We start from the raw sequence: 18,478 nt of genomic DNA, 5'->3' as shown, positions 1-18,478 counted from the left end.
AGCCGGAGCGTCGCAGAAGGCGCGCCGCTCGCATCGCGCCTTCTGCGCGATTCCCCTGCCGACGCCAAGGAGCGTCACCCAGGATGGGGGGATGTTCCGGCGTCATCCCCTCCTCACCGTGGTGACGTTCGCCTACCTCGGCTTCGTGGGCTGGGTGACGCTGTCGCCCGAGCTTCCGCTCGGAGACGGCACAGACGGGTTCGTCCGGACGGTGCTCGACGTGCTCAACCGCCTGCCGGGCACGCACTGGATCGACTACGCCGACGTCGAGTTCGCCGCGAACATCGCCATGTTCTTCCCCATCGGGATGTTCTTCGTGCTCCTGCTCGGCCGCGGCAGGTGGTGGCTCGCGATGCTCCTCGGCATCGGGCTCTCCCTGGTGATCGAGGTGGCTCAGTACCTGTTCTTCCCCTCCCGGGTGGCCGACGCCCGAGACGTGCTCTCCAACTCGATCGGGGCCGTCCTCGGAGCGATCGGCGTGCTGATCCTCACGGCAGCCAAGGCGCGCGAGCTCCGGCGGGCCGCGCGTGCACGCCAAGTGGACAGGCGGCGCCCGGTCCTGCAACGGTAGGGCGGTGACCCAACCCCTCGCCCTCGACCCTGAACGCGTGCTCTGGAGCGTCGAGGAGGGCGCGAGAGCCGCCTCTCTCGCCGAGCGCGGGCTCCTGGTGCTCCTGCACGGCAGGCACGGGGACGAGCACGACCTGTTCCCGTTCGCGGCCGCCTTCCGCGAGGACTGGGTGGTCGCGTCGCTGCGTGCCCCGATCCCCGCCGAGGGACAGGCGTCCTGGTTCCCCAGCCGCCTGCCGGTGCCCGAGCAGGAGGTCGCGGCTGCGCTCGCCGCCCTCGCCCAGTGGCTGGAGAGACAGGGAGCGGCCCGGGTCGCGATGCTCGGCCACTCCCAGGGCGGCGCCACCGTGCTCGAGCATCTGGTGCGCTTCCCCGGCCGGCTCGCCGCCGCTGTCCTGGTGGCGCCCCTGGCCGTGTCGCCGCCCCCGGTCCCGCCGGTGCCCGCCCCACCGGTGCTCTGGCAGCGCGGCGACGCCGACGACGCCATCACCCCCGAGCTGGTCGCCGACCTGCACGCCTGGCTGCCCTTTCGCGTGACCGAGCGGATCTACCCGGGACTCGACCACCGCGTCTCCGACGAGGAGATCGCCGACGCGGCCGCGTTCCTGCGGCCCTTCTCGGGAGCAGCCCGATGACCGGCATCGCCCGACTCGTCCAGGCGCACGTGTCGCACACGCCGGACTTCCCGGAGCTCGGGGTGCTGTTCCGCGACCTGTCCGCACTCTTCGCCGATCCGGTCGCCTTCCGGGCGACCATCGACGCCATGTCGGCGCCCTTCGCGGGGCGGTTCGACGTCGTCGCGGGAGCCGAGGCGCGCGGCTTCCTGTTCGCGGCCGGGATCGGCTACGCCACCGGCACCGGCGTGCTGCCGCTGCGCAAGCCCGGCAAGCTTCCGCCGCCCGTGCGGACCGAGGTCTACGCGCTCGAGTACGGCACCGCGGAGCTGCAGATCCGCGAGGGGACGGTGTCGGGCGCCCGGGTGCTGCTCGTCGACGACGTGCTCGCGACGGGCGGCACGCTGCGCGCCGCGCGCCGCCTCCTCGAGAAGGCGGGCAACACCGTCGTGGGCGCCAGCGTGGTGCTCGAGCTGGCGGACCTCGGCGGGCGCGCCGCACTGCAGGGCTTCGAGGTGTCAGCGCTCCTCACCGAGGCGGGCTGAGCTCAGTCCTCCGGATCGTCGGGGTCCAGCGGCGCGTGATGGTCGAGGCCGGCCACGCCGATCCGCCAGTACCCGTCGACCTTCGCCCGATGCTTGTCGAGGCCTGCCTCCCGGCGCAGATGGCGGCGTGCAGGGACGAGGGCGGACGCCTCGCCGGCAGCCCAGACGTAGGTGTGCGAGTCGATGCCGGGCGAGGCGACGGCGGCGAGCGCGTGCTCGGGGCCGGTGCCGATGCGGGTGATCGCGACTCGGTCGCCGGTGGGCAGCGGGTAATCGAGCACGTCGGGGGAGTCCGACTGCACGAAGGCGAGAATCTCCGCCCGCCAGCGCAGCGCCTCGATCCATCGGGCGAGGGCCGCGAGCGAGGACTCGTCGGCGAGCAGCACGGCCTTGCGGACCCCCGCCGGCGCCAGCCGCGAGCCGCGCGGCCCCGCCACCACGAGCGGGTCGCCGGGCTGAGCCGTCGCCGCGAAGCGGCTGGCCGGGCCCGCGTCGCCATGCAGCACGAAATCGAGATCCAGCTCGCCCTCGCGCACCCGGGCGGGCGTGAAGTCGCGGGCGATGCGCTCGCCGGGCGGGGCCGGGAAGATCAGCTTCACGTGATCTTCGGGACCCGGGGCCGCGAAGCCGGCGAGGGCGTCCCCGGCGAGGGTGATCCGCGCGATCGTCGAGGTGAGTCGCTCCCGGCGCAGCACCCGGAGCTCGCGCGCGAGAAGCTCGTGCCGGATCCTCTCGCGGGCGAAGTCGGCGGGGTTCACGGGGGCGATCGACATGCGTCCATTCTCCCGCGCGCGCTCAGCCCCGCACGCAGCTCCCCGAGGACACCGGCTTCGTGAGGCCGGGCGCCCGGTCCAGCACGGGCCCCACCTCGTCCAGGGTCATGGCGTAGCCGACGTTGGCGGTGTCCGCGCTCTTGGCGAAGACCACGCCCGCGACCTGCCCGTCCGGGGTGAGCAGGGGGCCGCCGGAGTTGCCCTGCTGCACATCGGCGGCGAGCGTGTACACCGACCGCGGCGAGGACGTGTCGCTGTAGATGTCTTCGACGTCGAAGGTGTCGACGGAGAGCACCTTCGCGCCGTTCGAGGTGAACGGCCCGCCGAACGGGTAGCCCTCCACGACGGCCGGGTCGCCGTCGCCGAGGTCGGGCGCCGGCGCGAGGGCGGGCGCGTCGAGGCCGTCCACCGCGATCACCGCGAGGTCGTTGATCGGGTCGAAGTACACGATCCGGCCGGTCGCGACCCCGTCCTGCCGGGTCTCCACCACGGGCTCCTGCACTCCGGACACCACGTGGGCGTTCGTGATGACCCGGCCCGGCGCAACCAGGAATCCGCTGCCCGTCTGGCTCTGGCCGCAGGCGTACGCGTTGCCGCTGATCCGCACCACGGATCGGGATGCGGCATCGAGCGCGGCGCTGTCGGTGTCCAGGTCGGGCAGCTCAGGGGTCTCCCGGGGACCGCCGAGCGCCTGGGTGAGCTGGGGGATGCCGTCCTCGATGACGAGCGACCGGAAGCGGGCGAGGGCTCCCGTCACCGGGTCAGGCGTCATGGCGTCGATCGTGCCGAGCACCGCGGACTCGGCGATCGGCTTGGCCAGCAGCGGCACCCCGAAGGCGCCGAGCCCGGACGCGACGGTGGAGGCGACGAGCGCGGCGACGACGAGCGTCGCGATCCCGCCCAGCACCTTGTCGACCGCCCGCAGCGGCCCCCTGGCCACGGTGTGCGCGAGGAGACCGCCCACCAGGGCGCCCAGGGCGTTGCCCGCCACGACGAGCGCGAGCACGAGCGCGAGGGAGGCGAGCACCCGCCAGGCGGGGTCCGGCACGATGCCGGCGAGCACGGGCAGCAGCAGGATGCCGGCGGCTCCGCCTGCGATCATGCCTGCGATGGGGAAGATGCTGCGGAGGAGCCCGGCCCGCAGCCCGTAGAACAGGTAGCCCACCAGGAGGAGTCCCAGCAGGACGTCGAGGACGAGCGTCATGGCCATCCCTCCCTTCGCCCGTGCGGGTGCCGTGTCAAGGGTGCCGCATCTGGAAGCGGGAAGCCCGAGAAACGCCCGGGCACCTGGCAGGCCGGCCGTGCGAGCATGGCGGAATGGGCGAGAGCATCACCATCGACACGACCGGCGGCCGCATCCCCGCCTACCGAGCCGACCCGGAGGGGCGCGTGCGGGGCGCCGTGCTGCTCATCCACGAGGTGTGGGGGCTGGTCGCGCACATCCGCGACGTCGCGGACCGCTTCGCGGCCGAGGGGTACCTCACCGTCGCCCCCGACATCCTCTCCAACGCGGGCGTGCCGCCCGAGGTCGGCGCGGAGCTGCAGTCGCTGGTCTTCTCCGCCGACGAGGCCGCGCGTGTCGCCGCGCAGCCGCGGATGCGGGAGGCGCTCAGCATCGCGCGCTCGCCCGACTATGCGGAGTGGGCGACCGGGGTCCTCGTGCAGGTCGTCGACTACCTCGACGCGCAGTCGGGCGGGCACGGGCGGATCGCCGCTGTGGGCTTCTGCTTCGGCGGCACCTACGTCTACGCGGTCGCGGCCGAGGACACCCGCATCCGGGCGGCAGTGCCGTTCTACGGCACGGTGCCGGAGGAGGCGACTCTCGGCGACATCCGCTGCCCGGTGCTCGCGTTCTACGGCGAGCGGGATGAGCGCCTCACGTCGCGGGTGCCCGAATACGAGGCCGCCATGACGGCCGCGGGCGTCGCCTACACGCCGATCGTCTATCCCGGCGTCGGCCACGCCTTCTTCAACGACACCAACCCGACCACCTACTCGGAGGATGCCGCAGCGGACGCCTGGCGCCGAACGCTCGACTTCCTCGATGGCTGAGGCTCCATGGCGCGGCGTGCGGCCCCGAGTGCCGGCTCGGGGGGCCGGGGCGATGGGTTCTCGGTTCGCTCCCAGGTTCAGGCCAGAGAGTTCTCGATCGTGTGTCTTGTGGAGAGGGAAGTGTGACGCCTAGACGCTTGATCGGCGGGAGCCTGCGAAGGATCGGCAGGATGATCGATCCTCCGCCTCCGCCCGCAGTCGGGCCCGCCGCTGCGGGGTTCGACCTGTCGGGGTTCACGACGAGGGACTTGGCCAACGTGCGACTCCGCGGCTCCGCTCGGCTGGACGTCGAGCCGCCCGTCTTCTTCCTGCGCCGCGGCACCTACAAGAGCCACACCCGGATCGGCGCGTTCACCTATGTCAACAACGGCATGGTGGACAAGTGCGTCTCCATCGGGCGCTACTGCTCGATCGGGCGAGACCTGAAGCTGGCGGAGATGAACCATCCGCTCGACTGGCTGAGCACCTCCGTCTTCCAGTACCAGCCCGACCGGTTCGGCTGGCACGAGTCGGCCGACTCCTATGAGACGCGCTCCGCCCGAGGACTGTTCGGCGGCGGCACCAGCATCGGCAACGACGTCTGGATCGCCGCAGGAGTCACCATCATGCGTGACGTGACGATCGGCGATGGCGCGGTGATCGGCGCTGGAGCCGTCGTCACGAAGGACGTGGAGCCTTACACGGTGGTCGGCGGGATCCCCGCGAAGCCCATCCGCGTTCGATTCCCGCCTCATGTCGTCGAGCGGCTGCTCGAGCTGCGCTGGTGGGACTACAGCCCCAACCAGCTCTCCGGCGCCGCGTTCGACGACATCGAGGCGGCGATGGACTTCGTTCAGGGACTGCGCGAGGCGGGGGTCGAGCCCTACCGGCCCGAGGTGGAGGTGCTCACCAACGAGACGCTGGGGCGGGGCTGAACACTGCTAAACTCTCGTGTTGCCGTCAAACGGCCGCGGATAAAGAGCGCTCGCACATCGGGTGACGAGCACCGCGCAACGAGGAGAGAGGGGATCCCATCTATGGCACTCGAAGCAGACGTCAAGAAGGCGATCATCGAAGAGTACGCAACCCATCCCGGTGACACCGGATCCCCCGAGGTCCAGGTCGCGATGCTGACCCGCCGGATCAAGGATCTGACGGAGCACCTCAAGGAGCACAAGCACGACCACCACTCACGTCGTGGTCTGCTGCTCCTCGTTGGCCAGCGTCGCCGGCTCCTGGGCTACCTGCAGGACATCGACATCAGCCGCTACCGGTCGCTGATCGAGCGTCTCGGACTCCGCCGCTAAGGCGAGTCGCAGCACTCTTCGCGGATACCGCGAGCTTCTTGGACGGGCCGTCCGCCGACCGCATCGCGGAAGGCGGGCGGCCCGTTTCGCGTCCGCGCGACGGACGCAGACTTACTTGCCGCTCCTGGCTGGGAGACCTCAAAACTGCCGTTGTCCCAGCAGCGGGGTCTGCCGGTGCCGTTGACTACGATTGTCGGTGCCATTGCAGTAGCTAGGGCGTCGATTTCACTTGAGGCCCAGATGTGGAGCAACCTCTAATGGTCAGTCGTAAAGCGTGGTCGATCCAGCTGCTTGCCGAAGAAAGTGGGATGGATGCCGAAGAGGTACTTATCGCGCTCTGGGGAGCCGGTATTGAGTACCCGCTACAGCCCTCACACCGCGTTCGAGCGTCTGATTCCCGCGCTGCGGAACGGGCAGTTGGGATCGTTGCGTCGCAGCAAAAGAATGTATCCTATTGGTTGGATGCGCTTGGAGTAACGCGGGAAGAGTTGGCGAGCCGCCTCGCCGCGGTGGGCATAAGTCTCGAAGCTCGCGCGAGGACCGTGCCGAAGGGCGCAGTCCGGAAGCTGCGCGGCCTTCAAGGCGCGTCCATTCCGGTCGGCGCCAGGGAGGCGGAAGCTCAAGTTCCCCGTCCGCCCGCGCCCGCGTTCCAATGGCTACCCGTCGGGTCGATTCGAAACTGTGAGTTCTTGAGCGCCGACGAGATACGCAGCGTGCATGAAGCTCTCACCGAGGATTTCGCTGAATCCGAAGATCCAATTCTCCCCCCCGGCGTGAAGAGTATGGATCTGCTCGAAAGCGCTGCCACTCGCCCCGCAACATCTCTTGGCGGCGTGTACAAGTATCCGACCGTCGAGTCGGCCGCGGCCGCGCTTCTTCACTCCCTTGTCCAGAACCATCCGTTCCACAATGGAAACAAGAGAACCGCGCTTGTGTCCATGCTGGTCTTTTTGGATCGCCATAACCTGCGGTTGGAATCGACGCAGGATGAGCTGTTCAAGTTCATGATCCGAGTTGCTGCCCACCGATTGCTCGACGATAAGTTCGCGTACGACCAGATAGCCGATCGAGAGGTGTCGGCTATTGCGACGTGGGTGTCGAGAAACTCCCGCACGGTGCGCAAGGATGAGCGAGCTATAACCTGGCGGGAACTCAGCCGCCGGCTACGCGACCAACGTTGTGAAATTCTGCAGGGTCGGGGCGAGAAGATCGTCATCACCCGGGAGATCAAAGGTCGACGACGCTTTTTCGGTGTGGGAAGACTGGAAAAGCTCGAGTCCTCCTTCATCAACACCGGCGACGGACGCGAGGTGCCGCGATCGGTACTAAAGCGCATCCGCCAGGAATTGCTGCTGGACGCAGAGCACGGGGTGGACTCCGAGATGTTTTACGGAGGCGTCAAGGACTCGGACTTCTTTATCGCGGAATATTCGAAGCTGTTGAAACGGTTGGCCCGAGTGTGACGGGCGGGTGCCGATTTGGTGGCATCGCGAGGACCGCATAACCTGCACCGGCAACCCGCCAGCCGAGCTGCGGAAGATGAAGGACCCGTACGTCGTCAGTTCGTACGGAGCCGCTGCCCTGAGATGGCCTCTCTGCAGTCGCCGTCTTGCTGAAGCTCAACGTTGCTTCCCTGGGCTGATCGCGACGACGGGAACGGCCGGCTGAATGCCGCCGGTGCTGCGGGCCCCGCGGCGCATCGACCCCGAAGGTTTAGCGACCTCCGCTCTGCCGCCGAAGGAGTGCGCCTCGGCAGCCCCCTCCGGGCTAGAGGGCTGCACCCGGTCAACCTCCCGGGTTCCTCGGGGGGACGAGGGAGAGCCCGCGGGTAGGGTGGGGTCACATGGCTGGCGAGGCGGACCGGGACCGCAGACGGCTCAGCCGGATGCCGAACCCGCGCGTGGTCGTGGCCGTGCTGGCCCTCGCCGGGATGAGTGCCTCATTCATGCAGACGATCGTGCTGCCGATCCAGGCGGAGCTTCCCGAGCTGCTGGACGCCAGCCGGGAGGACACGGCATGGGTGATCACGGCGACGCTGCTGAGCGCGGCGGTCGTGACTCCCATCGCCGGCCGGCTCGGCGACATGTACGGCAAGCGGCGCATCGCCCTCGCCCTGCTCGCGGTGCTGGTGCTCGGCTCGGTGATCGCGGCGCTCTCCCACGACATCAACCTGCTCATCGTGGGCCGTGCGCTGCAGGGCGCCGTGGTGGGCGTGATCCCGCTCGGCATCTCGATCCTGCGCGACGTGCTGCACGAGGACCGGCTGGGCGGCGCCATCGCCCTGGTGAGTGCCACCCTCGGCGTCGGCGGCGCGCTGGGCCTGCCGATCAGTGCGCTGGTCAGCGACAACTTCGACTGGCACGTGCTCTTCTGGCTCGCCGCCGGTCTCGGAGTGATCGACGTGGTGCTCGTCGCCATCTTCGTGCCGGTCAGCACGCTGCGGAGCCCCGGCGGCTTCGATCTTCTCGGCGCGATCGGTCTGGCCCTCGGGCTGTCGGGCGTGCTGCTCGCCGCGTCCCGCGGCAACGAGTGGGGCTGGCTGTCGCCCCTCACCCTCGGCCTCGGTCTCGGCGGCATCGCCCTGCTGCTGGCGTGGGGCTGGTACGAGCTCCGAGCGCCGAACCCGCTGGTCGACCTCCGGGTCGCGGCGCGCGCCCCCGTGCTGCTCACCAACCTCGCCTCGGTCGCGATGGGCTTCGCGCTCTTCTCCTCCAACGTCGCGTTCCCGCAACTGCTCGAGCTCCCGGTGGAGACGGGGGTCGGACTCGGTCTCAGCCTGCTGACCGCCAGCCTGGTGCTCATGCCGTCGGGGCTGGTGATGATGGTGATGTCGCCGATCTCCGCCCGCCTCACCCGCACGATCGGGCCGCGGGTCCTGCTCGTCGGCGGCGCGCTGTTCCTCGTGCTCAGCTATGCGCTGTCGCTGCTGGCGGTCCGGGAGGCCTGGCAGGTGCTGCTCATCAACGTGGTCATCGGGGTCGGGATCGGCCTCGGCTACGCCGCCATGCCGACGCTCATCATGCGATCGGTGCCGGCCAGTGAGACGGCGGCGGCGAACGGGCTGAACGCGCTCATGCGCTCGCTCGGCACGAGCTTCGCGTCCGCGGCCATCGGCGCGATTCTCGCCGTGACGAGCGTGCAGGTCGGCGACGCCCAGGTGCCGTCGGCGGAGGGCTTCCGGCTGGCCTTCGTGCTCGGGGGAGTGGCGGCACTGCTCGCCGCGGTGCTGGCGTTCTTCATCCCGCGCTCGACGCGCGGCATCGAGCGCCGCCCCTCGCTCCCCGACGCCTAGCGCTCCCCGCGCCCCGCGGCCGCCCGCCGCTGGACGCAACCGTGCGGCCAAAGCGCAACGGCGTGCGGTTGCGGTTCGGCCGCACGGTTGCGGTTCCGGGAAGGAGGGGCCGGCTCAGGAGTCGGGGAGCGGGTGGCCCTCCGGGGCGGAGACCTCGCGGTAGGCGACGGAGGCCGCGTTGCTGCGGATCTCGAACATGGCGTTCGAGTCCCAGTCCGAGACGTCGTAGGCCAGCGAGGTGATCTTGCCCGGGTAGAGGCCGGCATCGAGCTTCGCGGCGAGCCAGTTGGCGCCGCAGCCGGACCAGCTCGCCGCCGCGGCGGCCGCCGCCGCCTCAGCGATGCCTGCCGATGCCCGGCTCGTGCGCAGCAGCGTGTCCGGGTCGCCTGCCCGGTCGACGAGGGCGTCGAGGCAGGACACGAGGGCGTGCCGGGCGGAGCCGCCATCCGGTCGGAAGGCGGCCCACATGAGCTCGTTGCTCGCCGAGCCGAGAGTGCTCGTCAGCTGGTCGTGCGCCAGCTGCGCGACGGTCAGGCGCGGATCGAGGCGCAGCACAACCTGATCGGGCGAGGCGAGCACGACGAGCGTCCCTCCGGACGGGATCATCGGCTCGGCTGAGGAGACGACGCTCGCGAACGACGCGTTGGCCGAGGACATCGGCGTGCGGAACACGGACACGTTCCCGAGGACCGTCCAGACCGCGCGCGTGCGGTTGAGCACGAACATCGCGGTGTGCGCCTCGTTGGTGCAGACCACCAGCCGGGCGATCGCGTCGCCCTGGGCCGGGAAGTCGAGCTGCTCCGGGAAGGCCGCCGCGCACTCCGGGTCCCGGATACCCCCGGGCTCTCCCGGCGTCGGACTCAGCAGGGCGGGAAGTCCGAGCACGGCGACGGCGGCGGCGATCACCGCGACCGACCCGAGCGCACTCATTGCGTCCTCCTGGAGACCCAAGCCTCCGCCGTTGCCGGTCGCCCCGCCACCCCCTGGCGGAGATTTCCGCGGAAGGTTTCGCCAGAGGGGCCGTCAGTGCGGATCGTCAGGCAGCGCGGCGCAGGTCGCCGCTGTGCGACGGCTTGATCCTGCTGCCCGCCGGGAGTGCCGAGTCATGCGGCACTCGCGCGGCCGCGCCGACGGTGCTGCCCGCGCCGATCCTGCTGTGGCTGCCGACCTGGGCGCCCGGGCCGATGACGCTGCCCGCACCCACGTGCACGTTCGCTCCCAGCACGGCGCCGCGACCGATCGTCGTGTCGCGCTCGATCCAGGTTCCCTCGCCGATCCGCACGTCGCGGTCGATCCGGGAGTCCGCCTCGATGTAGGCGGACGGAGCCACGTACGCCGAGGCGTCTGCCTTGGCGGTGGTGGCGATCAGGCCACGGCCGTTGGCGTGGCGACGGTACTTGAGGACGACTCCGCGGTCCTCGAACTCTTCGAATTGCTTTCCCATATCCCTGATGACAACGCCGGATGCGGCCTCAGGATTCCCGGCTTCCGGGGCGGATTCGAACCCGGTCGCCGTCGAAGGGAAGCCCCGCCGCCGCGCTCGTCGACTGGCCGTCGGCCCCCGAATCGGATAGACCTGCGGAATGACGAATGCGGAACAGGTCAGCGACTGGATGGACGGCTACGTGCGGGCGTGGCTCACCAACGACCCAGAGGACATCCGGTCCCTCTTCACGGAGGACGCCGAGTACAGCTACGCGCCGTGGGAGGAGCCGCTGCAGGGGCAGGACGCCATCGTCGCCGACTGGATCGAGAACAAGGACGAGCCGGAGGACTGGAGCTTCGAGTGGAAGCCGGTCGCGGTCGACGGCCGCACCGCCGTGATCGAGGCCCGCACGCCCTACCTCGACGGCCGCACCTACTGGAACGTCTGGATCTTCACGCTGGAGGACGACGGGCGCGTCTCCTCGTTCACCGAGTGGTACATGCAGGAGCCGCAGGAGATCCCCAGCGTCGACTGACCGCGCCGTCGTAGGGTCGGCAGATGGCGGAGAACATGTACACGGCCACGCTCGACGGCGGCGAGGGCACCGAGACGCTCGAGCTGGAGCTGATCCAGGGCCAGCCGCAGAAGACGATCACCCGCAGCACCGAGGTGGACGGCGAGCAGGTCGAGGAGATCTGGCAGCTCGACCCCGACGCCCCCGACTACACCTACCGCCCCGGCGGGTACGAGGGCCGCGACTACTCCTGATCCTCAGCCGCTGACCGTGCGCCCGGGCCTCCCCGACGGGACGGCGGACGGCGGCTAGTCCGGCCCGCGGAGTCCCCGGGAGCGGGCTCGACCGACGTCGCGCCGTCCGGCACGGCGGGCTTGTCGTCCAGGGCGAGGCCGACCGCCTCGAGCAGGTCGCGCTGGCCGAAGATCCGGAAGTGCCCCGACGAGTGCAGCACCACGTTGGTGGCGCCCTCCAGGCGGCTGCCGCCCGGGATGTGCGGGTCGAACGCGCCCCAGATCGACGTGATCCGCGAGTTCGCCTCGAGCTGCTCGCCGAGCATCCGCAGGGTCGGATCCGCGGGGGAGAAGTCGCGGATCGACCGGAGCAGGAACCAGCGGGCGTAGACGGACCCCGAGAACGGGGTCGAGATGGCGATCATCCGCGCGATGCGGCCCGACGGGTCCCTCCGGAGCATCGCGTACTTGCCGATCAGTCCGCCCTTGCTGTGGGCCACGACGAGCACGTTCCGCAGGTCGTGCTCCTCCAGGTACTCGGCCACGAGGTCGGCACTCGAGGCGACCGTCGCGGTGTTCCAGTGCAGTGTGGGAACGACGTGCACGGGTGATCCCCGCTTCCGCACGAGGTCCGCGACCGGACGCATGAACTGCCACGTCTCGTAGATCCCGGGGATGAGGAGCACGGGCCGCCCGGTCAGCTCGGGCCCCCGGTAGTGCGAGGGGTCGATGCGGAACAGGAAGCCCTGCACCTGCCAGTAGGCGACATAGAGGTAGTCGAGCAGCCAGTACCAGGCGTGGCCGAGGGTCCTCACCGCGCCGCCTCCATCCCCGCCGCCGTCCCGTGCCGGGCGTGGGCGAGGATCTCCCCGGCCACCCGCGCGGGCGCGGTGTACATCACCACGTGCGCGGACCCGGGCACCTCCACCAGACGGGAGCGGGGGATGAGCCGCGCCATGTCCTCGGCCCAGTCGTGTCGGCAGATGGGGTCGCGGGCCCCCCGGATGAGGAGAGTGTCGGCAGCGAGAGCGGGCAGGGCCTCCTCGGTCTTGTAGCCGAGCATCACGGGCACGGTCTTCAGGTACCAGCGCGGGCCGGTCCGGGCGTAGTCCCGCAGGACGGCCCAGTTGGACGGCGGCGTCTCGAACAGCATGTCCTCGGCGAGCCGGAGACCCTGCAGCAGCGCGGACCGCTCACGCGGGTCGACGACGCCGCCCATGCCGACGATGCGGGGGAAGAGCTCGGGGCGCTGCAGGGCCGCTTCCACGACGATCTGGGTGCCCATCGAGTGGCCGACGAGAAGGGGAGCGGCCAGCCCGGCGCCGACCACGTATGCCGTCAGCATCGCGGCGTGCTCCTCGATGCTCATCGTGGTGCTCTGCCTCGGCGCACTGCCGAAGCCGGGAAGCTCGACGGCGTGCACGCCGCCGGACCTGGCGAGGAGGGGGGCCAGCCGGGTGAAGTATCGGGTGGCGACACCGATGCCGTGCACCAGCACGAACTGCGGACCTTTCTCCCCGCCGAGTCGCTTCACGAGCATCGTGCGCCCGTCGTGCTTGAATTCCTCAACACTCCGCCAGCGCATGACCCGAGCCTATGGTTCGCCTCGTCGAAGCGGCTGGGGAGCGACAGGGGGTTGAGATGAGGACGCGCGTCGGTGCACTTCCCGTGACGCCCTTCGTGGCGGCGCCCGCGCCGCGCACCCTGCGCGATCGGCCGGCGGGATCGGCTCCCATGGAGGCCTGCCTCGCCGTGCACGAGGACCGCAGGAGTCCGCTCGAGCGCCTCGTCGGCATCGCCCCGCTCCGCGCTCATGCGCAGGAGCTGCGCGACCGCGTGGGGCTCGAGGAGGAGTCCGGCGCGGCTCTCGTCCGCCTGCCCGCCGACTGGACCGTGCTGCACTCCGTCGCGGTGCCCGGGGGAGGAGTGGTCCCGCACCTGCTCGTCGGGCCGGCCGGCGTGTTCGCCGTGCTCCCCGAGTCGCGCCGCGACGCATCGGTCTGGGTGTCGGGCGACCTGGCCTCGGTCGACGGAGCGTCCTCGGATGCGCTCCGCGACGCGGAGCTGATCGCGGGAGCCGTCGGGGAGTCGCTCGGCCACCTCCTGCCGCCTGGCGTGCCGGTCGTGCCGGTCGTCACCTTCCTCGAGCCGCGGCGGATCCTTCTGCGCAGCGCACCGCGCACCGTGCATGTCCTCGCCGCCGCCGGCCTCGTGCCCTGGCTGCGCTCGCTGCCGGAGATCTGCTCGGCGCTGCAGGTGGACCGCCTCGCCGACGCGGCGGAGCTGCCGGCAACCTGGAGCGCAGGCGAGGTGCGGGATCCCTCGGAGCTGCGGGATCGGTTCGACCGACTCGAGGTCGAGGCGGTCCAGGCCGATCGGCGCTGGCGGGTCACCGTGCGGGCTCTCGCCGGAGCAGGCGGAGTGGTCTCCCTCGCCTCCGCGCTGATGATCGCCGCCCTCCTCGGGAACCTCCTCCCGAACTGATCGACGGGCGGCGCAGGGCCGGTACGCTGGCCGACGCCAGACATCCGACTTCTCCAGGAGCATCGCTGTGACCACCTTCCGCCGACTCGGGCCGCTCGGCGCCGAGATCCCCGTCGTCGATGTCGACGGCACCGCCTTCGACCTGCGCTCGCTCACCGGCGACCTGGACGGCGCGTTCCTTGCGGCAGGCGGCTTGGACCGCGCCCGGCGGGCCGCCGCGGCCGGGGACCTCGAGGAGCTTCCCGGTGCCGAAGATCTGCGGGTCGGCGCCCCTGTCGCCCGGCCGGGCGCGGTGCTCTGCATCGGCCAGAACTATGCCGCGCACGCCGCCGAATCCGGCAGCCCCACCCCGACCATCCCCATCCTCTTCTTCAAGCACCCCAACACCGTGGTGGGGCCCTACGACGACGTGATCCTCCCGCCCGGCGCGACCGAACTGGACTGGGAGGTCGAGCTCGGCGTCGTCCTCGGCTCGCGCACGAGCTACCTGGGCTCCCCCGACGAGGCCCTGGCCCACGTCGCCGGCTACGTCGTGAGCCACGACGTGTCCGAGCGGGTCTGGCAGCTCAAGGAGTCCGGCGGACAGTGGTCCAAGGGCAAGATCGGCGAGACCTTCAACCCGCTCGGTCCCGTACTGGTCCCCGCGGACGAGGTCGGCGACCCCCAGCGGCTCCGGCTCTGGTCGAGCGTCAACGGCGAGCCGCGCCAGGACTCGAACACGAGCGACATGGTCTTCTCGGTCGCGGAGCTGGTGCACCACCTCTCCCAGTACTCCGTGCTCGATGCGGGCGACCTGATCAATACGGGAACGCCGGAGGGCGTCGCCCTGTCCGGCCGGTTCCCGTACCTGAAGGCCGGCGACGTCGTCGAGCTCGGCATCGAGGGGCTCGGCGTGGCCCGGCAGACCGTCGTGGCCCGCGGCTAGACGTGCGCTGGGGCGGGCGAGCGCCGACCGGCTTCGCCAAGGGCGATGACGGCGCGGGGAAGCTGGGCGACTACCGCTTCGACCTGATGCCGAACAACGACCGGGTGCGCATCCGGCTTGCCGGCAGCGACGCGCACCAGGACCTCCTCCGGGAGCTCGCGGCGATCGAGCCGCTCGAGACCGCGGGCGGCGCACGGACCCCGGAGGAGGAGCGCATCGACGCGCCGATCGTGATCCGCGTGTTCGGCGGCGGGCGGATCGTCGGGCCCGTCGGGACCGTGCCGCGGGGGCTCGAGGCGCCCGTGGTGGAGGCGCTCAGCCGCCTCGAGCGGGCGGGTCGCAAGCCGCGGATCCCGGTCGAGATCGTGCAGACGAAGCAGGGACTCCGCGTCGAGCTGCTGCTCGGCCTGACCCGGTAGGCGCCCGCCCGGGCCCGCCCGCAGGGGCTCCGGCACCCGGCTCTGGAGTGCGGGGAATAGAGCGCACTGTCGCGCGGTTGGACCGAATATCGATGCGAACGCATGGATACGGAACGGCGAAAGGGACGAGCGATGCAATTCGGGATCTTCACGGTGGGGGACGTCACCCCGGACCCGACCACGGGACGCACGCCGACCGAAGGGGAGCGCATCAAGGCGATCCTCGCGATCGCGGAGAAGGTGGAAGAGGTCGGACTCGACGTCTTCGCCCTGGGCGAGCATCACAACCCGCCGTTCATCCCGTCCTCGCCCACCACGCTGCTCGGCTACATCGCCGCGCGCACCTCCACGCTGCTGCTGTCCACGAGCACCACGCTGATCACGACCAACGACCCGGTGAAGATCGCCGAGGACTACGCCACCCTGCAGCACATCTCGGACGGCCGCCTCGACCTCATCCTCGGCCGCGGCAACACCGGCCCCGTCTACCCCTGGTTCGGGAAGGACATCCGGCAGGGCATCCCGCTGGCGATCGAGAACTACGCGCTGCTGCACCGGCTCTGGCGCGAGGACGTCGTGGACTGGAGCGGGAAGTTCCGCACCCCGCTGCAGGGCTTCACCGCCACCCCGCGGCCCCTCGACGACGTGCCCCCGTTCGTCTGGCACGGCTCCATCCGCTCGCCCGAGATCGCCGAGCAGGCCGCCTACTACGGAGACGGCTTCTTCGCCAACAACATCTTCTGGCCGAAGGAGCACTACATGCAGCTGATCTCCTTCTACCGCCAGCGCTTCGAGCACTACGGGCACGGCACCGCTCAGCAGGCCATCGTCGGGCTCGGCGGTCAGGCGTTCATGCGCAAGAACTCGCAGGACGCCGTGAACGAGTTCCGGCCCTACTTCGACCAGGCCCCCGTGTACGGCAACGGCCCGTCCCTCGAGGAGTTCACCGCCCAGACGCCGCTCACGGTCGGCAGTCCCCAGCAGGTCATCGACCGCTACGCCGGCATGCGCGACCACTTCGGCGACTACCAGCGCCAGCTGTTCCTGATGGACCACGCAGGCCTGCCCCTGAAGGTCGTCCTCGAGCAGCTCGACCTGCTCGGCGAGGAGGTGGTGCCCGTGCTGCGGAAGGAGCTCGAGAAGAACCGCCCCGCCGCGGTCCCCGATGGTCCGACCCACGCCTCGCTCGTCGCCGCCCGCGACGCGGCCGCCACCAGCTCCCCGATCGCTGCGGCTTCCGCCGCGACCCGCTAGGAGGGACAGCATGACCGCACGCACCCTGGCCGTCGTGTCGGCGGGGCTCAGCAAGCCCTCGTCCACGCGGATGCTCGCCGACCGGCTGGCCGACGCCACCGCCCGCCGCCTCCGGGAGACCGGCGACGACGTCACCGTCGAGGTGGTGGAGCTGCGCGACCTCGCGCACGACATCACCAACAACCTGCTCACCGGGTTCCCGAGCAGCACGCTCGCCGCGGCGATCGAGAAGGTGGCCTCCGCGGACGGCCTGATCGCCGTCACCCCGATCTTCAGCACCAGCTACAGCGGGCTCTTCAAGTCGTTCTTCGACATCCTGGAGCCCGGTGCGCTCTCCGAGCAGCCCGTGCTGATCGGCGCCACCGGCGGCTCGCCCCGGCACTCGCTCGCGCTGGACTACGCCATCCGCCCACTCTTCACCTATCTGCACACCACGGTCGCGACCACCGGCGTGTTCGCGGCGACGGACGACTGGGGCAGCTCGGACGACACGGTCAAGCCGCTGCCGGAGCGCATCGATCGTGCGGCGGCGGAGTTCGCCCAAGTGGTGCGCCGGTCCACCCGCACGTCCGAGCTTCGCGACCCCTTCGCGCTTCCGGCCGGGTTCGACCCGACCGGGGTCGGCGGGGCCCAGTAGCGGGCGACGGCCCCGATTCCGCCCCAGCAGGGGGCGCGCGGGCGGGATGCCGGGTTAGGGTCGGACGGTGCCGGTCCGGGGGAGTGCTGCGACTCCGCCGACCCGTGACGCCGCGGCCCGATCCGGGCTCCGAGTGAGCCGACGGGCCGCCTTCTGGCTCGTCGGCGCCGTCTTCCTGGTGGCGATGGCATTCTCCACGGCCCCCACCCCGCTCTACACGCTCTACCAGGCGCGCGGGGCCTTCGGCGACCTCCTGCTGACCGTGATCTTCGGGATCTACGTGGCGGGAGTCATGCTGAGCCTGTACTTCGCCGGCCACCTCAGCGACACCCTCGGCCGTCGGCCGGTCCTGCTCGGCGGCCTCGCGCTCGAACTCTGCTCGGCCGCGCTGTTCCTCGCCTGGCCCGAGGTGCCGGGCCTGCTCCTCGCCCGCTTCGTCTCCGGGGTCGGCATCGGCGCGCTGGCGTCGACCGCCACGGCGTTCCTGCACGACCTGGAGGATGCGGAGCGGCCGGAACTGGCCGGGGTCGCGTCGGCCGTGGCGAACCTGGGCGGCAGGGGCGCCGGCTCGCTGCTCGCGGGCGCCCTGGCCCAGCTGCTCCCCGCACCTCTGGTGACCCCGTATCTCGTGTTCGTCGTCCTGCTCGCGGCGGCCGCGCTGGTCGTGCTCGTGCTGCCGGAGACGATGGAGGCTTCCTCCCCGCGCCCGCGCTACCGTCCCCAGCGGGTGTCTCTTCCCCGGGGCGGCATGGCGCCGTTCCTGGCCGCCGGCGCGGCCGGGTTCGCGGTCTTCAGCGTGTTCGGCTTCTTCACCTCCGTTGCCCCCAGCTTCGTGGCCGCGAGCCTCGGCCGGGAGTCGCCGCTCGCAGCCGGCATCACCAGCTTCGCGGTGTTCGGGGCGGCGGCCCTCGGGCCCGTCCTGTTCGCCCGGCTGGCCGCTCCGCACTCGCTGCGGCTCGGCGTCCTGCTGCTCGCGGCGGGCCTCGCCGCGCTCACCGTGGGCGCCGACCGCGAACTCCTCCCGCTCTTCGCCGGCGGCGGGATCCTGATGGGCGCAGGCGTCGGCCTGCTCTTCCGGGCGGTCGTCGCCGTCGCGGGACGGCTCTCCACCCCGCAGTCCCGTGGCGAGGTCACCGCCGCCCTGTTCCTCGTGTCCTATGCGGGCATGGTGGTGCCCGTGGTGCTCCTCGGCGCCGCCCTCACGGTGCTCCCGGCGCCGGTGGCGCTCTACGGCTTCGCCGCCGCGCTCCTCGTCCTCGCCGTGGCATCCGGGCGGTGGATGCTCGCCCATCCGGGCACGGTGCACTCTGGTCCCCGGGACGCCGCCTGATAAGATGCTGAAGTCGCCCGCCCTTACGGTGCGGGCGCCACCGGAGCAGATCGGCAGGAAGCTGGTCGTTAGTGGTGGGTTTCCGGAAGCGGGGCGAGGCGCCCCGTCGTTCCGGCGGCCTTCT

General features: G+C 71.0%; 22 protein-coding genes. 16 read left to right on the top strand and 6 right to left on the bottom strand.

Going from position 1 to position 18,478, the window contains the following annotated elements; all coding sequences use genetic code 11:
* Window positions 1–91 precede the first annotated feature (91 nt).
* The 3 genes from JWR33_RS10520 to JWR33_RS10510 are packed head-to-tail and all read left to right on the top strand — an operon-like array spanning window position 92 to window position 1,729.
* Window positions 92–571 (top strand): VanZ family protein, encoded by a 480-nt coding sequence (locus tag JWR33_RS10520; protein ID WP_297411772.1) that lies wholly within the window; start codon window positions 92–94, stop codon window positions 569–571.
* A gap of 4 nt (window positions 572–575) precedes the next feature.
* Complete coding sequence (locus JWR33_RS10515) at window positions 576–1,205, top strand: alpha/beta fold hydrolase (protein WP_297411770.1); 630 nt, start codon at window positions 576–578, stop codon at window positions 1,203–1,205.
* Window positions 1,202–1,729: an adenine phosphoribosyltransferase gene (locus JWR33_RS10510; RefSeq protein ID WP_297411769.1), complete on the top strand. Its 528-nt coding sequence runs from the start codon at window positions 1,202–1,204 to the stop codon at window positions 1,727–1,729. Before JWR33_RS10515 ends, JWR33_RS10510 begins: the two co-directional genes overlap by 4 nt.
* Before the next feature lie 2 nt (window positions 1,730–1,731).
* Here JWR33_RS10510 and JWR33_RS10505 read toward each other — a convergent pair whose 3' ends face one another.
* Together JWR33_RS10505 and JWR33_RS10500 are read right to left on the bottom strand one after the other, a co-directional pair.
* Complete coding sequence (locus JWR33_RS10505) at window positions 1,732–2,502, bottom strand: siderophore-interacting protein (protein WP_297411765.1); 771 nt, start codon at window positions 2,500–2,502, stop codon at window positions 1,732–1,734.
* A 22-nt stretch (window positions 2,503–2,524) separates the two neighbouring features.
* On the bottom strand, window positions 2,525–3,706 hold the full coding sequence (locus JWR33_RS10500; protein WP_297411763.1) for a MarP family serine protease: 1,182 nt from the start codon (window positions 3,704–3,706) through the stop codon (window positions 2,525–2,527).
* A 113-nt stretch (window positions 3,707–3,819) separates the two neighbouring features.
* Here JWR33_RS10500 and JWR33_RS10495 point away from each other — a divergent pair, with 113 nt between their 5' ends.
* The 5 genes from JWR33_RS10495 (at window position 3,820) to JWR33_RS10475 (ending at window position 9,132) form a co-directional block, all read left to right on the top strand.
* Window positions 3,820–4,554, top strand: a complete 735-nt coding sequence (locus tag JWR33_RS10495; protein WP_297411761.1) for a dienelactone hydrolase family protein — start codon at window positions 3,820–3,822, stop codon at window positions 4,552–4,554.
* Between the two features lie 170 nt (window positions 4,555–4,724).
* Window positions 4,725–5,468, top strand: coding sequence for a CatB-related O-acetyltransferase (locus JWR33_RS10490; protein WP_297411759.1), 744 nt, complete (start codon window positions 4,725–4,727; stop codon window positions 5,466–5,468).
* A gap of 102 nt (window positions 5,469–5,570) precedes the next feature.
* Window positions 5,571–5,840: a 30S ribosomal protein S15 gene (rpsO, locus tag JWR33_RS10485; RefSeq protein ID WP_297411757.1), complete on the top strand. Its 270-nt coding sequence runs from the start codon at window positions 5,571–5,573 to the stop codon at window positions 5,838–5,840.
* Window positions 5,841–6,097: 257 nt separating this feature from the next.
* Window positions 6,098–7,303 (top strand): type II toxin-antitoxin system death-on-curing family toxin, encoded by a 1,206-nt coding sequence (locus JWR33_RS10480; RefSeq protein WP_297411755.1) that lies wholly within the window; start codon window positions 6,098–6,100, stop codon window positions 7,301–7,303.
* Between the two features lie 380 nt (window positions 7,304–7,683).
* Window positions 7,684–9,132, top strand: coding sequence for an MFS transporter (locus JWR33_RS10475; RefSeq protein WP_297411753.1), 1,449 nt, complete (start codon window positions 7,684–7,686; stop codon window positions 9,130–9,132).
* A gap of 114 nt (window positions 9,133–9,246) precedes the next feature.
* Here the strand turns inward: JWR33_RS10475 and JWR33_RS10470 are convergent, their stop codons facing one another.
* On the bottom strand, window positions 9,247–10,062 hold the full coding sequence (locus tag JWR33_RS10470) for a hypothetical protein (RefSeq protein ID WP_297411751.1): 816 nt from the start codon (window positions 10,060–10,062) through the stop codon (window positions 9,247–9,249).
* Between the two features lie 106 nt (window positions 10,063–10,168).
* Window positions 10,169–10,576 carry a transferase gene (locus JWR33_RS10465; protein WP_297411749.1) on the bottom strand — a complete coding sequence of 136 codons (408 nt, stop codon included), beginning with the start codon at window positions 10,574–10,576 and terminating at the stop codon, window positions 10,169–10,171.
* A gap of 139 nt (window positions 10,577–10,715) precedes the next feature.
* Here JWR33_RS10465 and JWR33_RS10460 point away from each other — a divergent pair, with 139 nt between their 5' ends.
* The gene (locus JWR33_RS10460) at window positions 10,716–11,093 is read left to right on the top strand and encodes a nuclear transport factor 2 family protein (protein ID WP_297411747.1); all 378 of its coding nucleotides are present in this window, start codon (window positions 10,716–10,718) and stop codon (window positions 11,091–11,093) included.
* A gap of 23 nt (window positions 11,094–11,116) precedes the next feature.
* A complete protein-coding gene (locus tag JWR33_RS10455) occupies window positions 11,117–11,326 on the top strand; it encodes a hypothetical protein (RefSeq protein WP_297411745.1) in 210 nt (69 codons plus the stop codon).
* On the opposite strand, the gene JWR33_RS10450 is transcribed toward JWR33_RS10455, so the two are convergent.
* Window positions 11,317–12,120: an alpha/beta hydrolase gene (locus JWR33_RS10450; protein ID WP_297411743.1), complete on the bottom strand. Its 804-nt coding sequence runs from the start codon at window positions 12,118–12,120 to the stop codon at window positions 11,317–11,319. The two genes, JWR33_RS10455 and JWR33_RS10450, sit on opposite strands and share 10 nt — an antisense overlap.
* A complete protein-coding gene (locus JWR33_RS10445) occupies window positions 12,117–12,890 on the bottom strand; it encodes an alpha/beta hydrolase (RefSeq protein WP_297411741.1) in 774 nt (257 codons plus the stop codon). The genes JWR33_RS10450 and JWR33_RS10445 overlap by 4 nt, the downstream gene beginning before the upstream one ends.
* A 56-nt stretch (window positions 12,891–12,946) precedes the next feature.
* Between JWR33_RS10445 and JWR33_RS10440 the strand changes: the two genes are divergently transcribed.
* The 6 genes from JWR33_RS10440 (at window position 12,947) to JWR33_RS10415 (ending at window position 18,354) form a co-directional block, all read left to right on the top strand.
* Window positions 12,947–13,789, top strand: a complete 843-nt coding sequence (locus tag JWR33_RS10440; protein ID WP_297411740.1) for a hypothetical protein — start codon at window positions 12,947–12,949, stop codon at window positions 13,787–13,789.
* Between the two features lie 67 nt (window positions 13,790–13,856).
* Window positions 13,857–14,714, top strand: a complete 858-nt coding sequence (locus JWR33_RS10435; RefSeq protein WP_297411738.1) for a fumarylacetoacetate hydrolase family protein — start codon at window positions 13,857–13,859, stop codon at window positions 14,712–14,714.
* A gap of 2 nt (window positions 14,715–14,716) precedes the next feature.
* Entirely contained in the window at window positions 14,717–15,133 is a 417-nt protein-coding gene (locus JWR33_RS10430; protein WP_297411736.1) for a hypothetical protein, read from the top strand.
* A 132-nt stretch (window positions 15,134–15,265) separates the two neighbouring features.
* Complete coding sequence (locus JWR33_RS10425) at window positions 15,266–16,387, top strand: LLM class flavin-dependent oxidoreductase (RefSeq protein ID WP_297411734.1); 1,122 nt, start codon at window positions 15,266–15,268, stop codon at window positions 16,385–16,387.
* Between the two features lie 10 nt (window positions 16,388–16,397).
* The gene (locus JWR33_RS10420) at window positions 16,398–17,024 is read left to right on the top strand and encodes an FMN reductase (protein WP_297411732.1); all 627 of its coding nucleotides are present in this window, start codon (window positions 16,398–16,400) and stop codon (window positions 17,022–17,024) included.
* A 133-nt stretch (window positions 17,025–17,157) separates the two neighbouring features.
* Window positions 17,158–18,354 carry an MFS transporter gene (locus JWR33_RS10415; protein ID WP_297411731.1) on the top strand — a complete coding sequence of 399 codons (1,197 nt, stop codon included), beginning with the start codon at window positions 17,158–17,160 and terminating at the stop codon, window positions 18,352–18,354.
* The last annotated feature ends 124 nt before the right edge of the window (window positions 18,355–18,478 follow it).

The organism is Naasia sp. (genome assembly GCF_025465545.1).
Classification (GTDB): domain Bacteria; phylum Actinomycetota; class Actinomycetes; order Actinomycetales; family Microbacteriaceae; genus Naasia.
The sequence above is the reverse complement of the archived record's forward strand: the minus strand, read 5'-3'. Positions and strand labels throughout refer to the sequence as shown.